Here is a 1,884-nt window from a genome sequence, read left to right on the forward strand (position 1 = left end):
CATAAACGATTATCTCGTAACAGCCGCTCTTTGTTGATCATTTCAAACCTTTATTCTCTAAGTTAAACCTCTTTTTATTCTCAATAGCGTGACAAAAAATGCAAGTCTCTATTCAGCAACTAGTTTAATGGCTATTGATGAAAACAAACAGAAAGCACTCGCTGCCGCATTAGGTCAAATTGAAAAACAATTTGGTAAAGGATCAATTATGCGCTTAGGTGAAGATCGTTCTATGGATGTAGAAACTGTCTCTACCGGTTCGTTATCTCTTGATGTCGCCTTAGGTGCAGGAGGCTTGCCATTAGGTCGTATTGTTGAAATTTATGGCCCAGAATCTTCCGGTAAAACCACGTTAACATTACAGGTTATTGCGGCAACTCAACGTGAAGGTAAGACTTGTGCTTTTATTGACGCAGAACACGCTTTAGATCCTATTTATGCCAAAAAACTTGGTGTTGATATTGATAATTTACTTTGTTCACAGCCGGATACGGGTGAACAAGCACTGGAGATTTGTGACGCTTTAACACGGTCTGGGGCAGTAGATGTTATTATTGTCGATTCTGTAGCAGCTTTAACACCAAAAGCTGAAATTGAAGGTGAAATTGGTGATTCACATATGGGACTAGCTGCTCGTATGATGAGTCAAGCGATGCGTAAGTTAGCCGGAAATTTAAAAAATTCTAATACACTATTAATTTTTATTAATCAGATCCGAATGAAAATTGGCGTTATGTTTGGCAATCCTGAAACAACCACCGGCGGAAATGCGTTAAAATTTTATGCTTCAGTGCGTCTTGATATCCGACGTATTGGTTCTGTCAAAAATGGTGAAGAAGTTATTGGTAGCGAAACTCGCGTTAAAGTAGTAAAAAATAAGGTTGCGGCTCCTTTTAAACAAGCAGAGTTTCAAATCTTATACGGAGAAGGGATTAATATCTATAGTGAGCTTATTGATCTAGGTGTGAAGTATAAATTGATTGAAAAAGCGGGTGCCTGGTACAGTTATAATGGCGAGAAAATAGGTCAAGGCAAAGCAAATGCGACAGTTTATTTGAAAGAACGCCCGCAAATTTACACTGAATTAGATAAAAAATTACGGGCTATGTTGCTTAATCACGCTGGTGAATTTAGTAGTGCCGCTTCTGATTTTGTGACAGAAGCGGTAGAGGAAACTTCATTACCAGAAGAATTTTAACTTAATAAATAAAATTGATTAAATCTATGGGCTATATTCGATCTGGATATGGCCTTTTGCTTATTATAAATTAGTTATTAATACAAGTTAGATTGAATTATGATTTGAACCACACTTTAGTAAAATAGTCTTGGAATTTACAATATTATTAACAATTAATAGATATGATTAGTTCATTTTTTACAAAAAGTGCTTTGTTTTGTTATATATAGCAAATTGTTATTATTGGCTTAATATATTCAGGCGCAGTTTTTGATTAATTTGTGTTAGACTTACGCTATTGCTTTCCTTAATCTTCTATTTAGCTGATAACTATAGCTTATACGTAATTTAAACTAAGTGAAATTAGCCACTGGAGTTATCTATTGGCAATTGTCTTTCTAAATGTAGATGGAGACAAAATTTAACCACTTTGTCCCGATAATAGGAAAATAAATATAATGAAATAGTGTTAATGTAGTGTTAGTTTCCCTGCATAATAGTTAAATCGTTTTATGTTATACTCGTCGTCATTGAAGATGCTTGATTTTCCATGAGCAATGCCCATTTAATAGGTATGAACATTAATCTCTCACAAGAACAAAAACTAAAGCTCAGAAATCTTCACAGGGAAAGTCGTGACCGTCTTGTATGCGATCGGATACGGTGTGTTCTTTTGTGCGCCGATGGCTGGACACCAGAAATGA

General features: G+C 35.4%; 1 protein-coding gene. It reads left to right on the top strand.

Annotation, left to right across the window (positions count from 1 at the left end; genetic code table 11):
• Positions 1 to 127: 127 nt before the first annotated feature.
• Complete coding sequence (recA, locus tag CBG25_RS13165) at positions 128 to 1,198, top strand: recombinase RecA (protein ID WP_290607169.1); 1,071 nt, start codon at positions 128 to 130, stop codon at positions 1,196 to 1,198.
• Positions 1,199 to 1,884: the final 686 nt, after the last annotated feature.

Origin of the sequence: Arsenophonus sp. ENCA (assembly GCF_002287155.1) — a bacterium.
In the GTDB taxonomy this organism is placed as follows: domain Bacteria; phylum Pseudomonadota; class Gammaproteobacteria; order Enterobacterales; family Enterobacteriaceae; genus Arsenophonus; species Arsenophonus nilaparvatae.

Excerpts from the sequence above, each read along its gene's own strand:
- recA (WP_290607169.1), top strand. The coding sequence starts at position 128 with ATGGCTATTGATGAAAACAAACAGAAAGCACTCGCTGCCGCATTAGGT.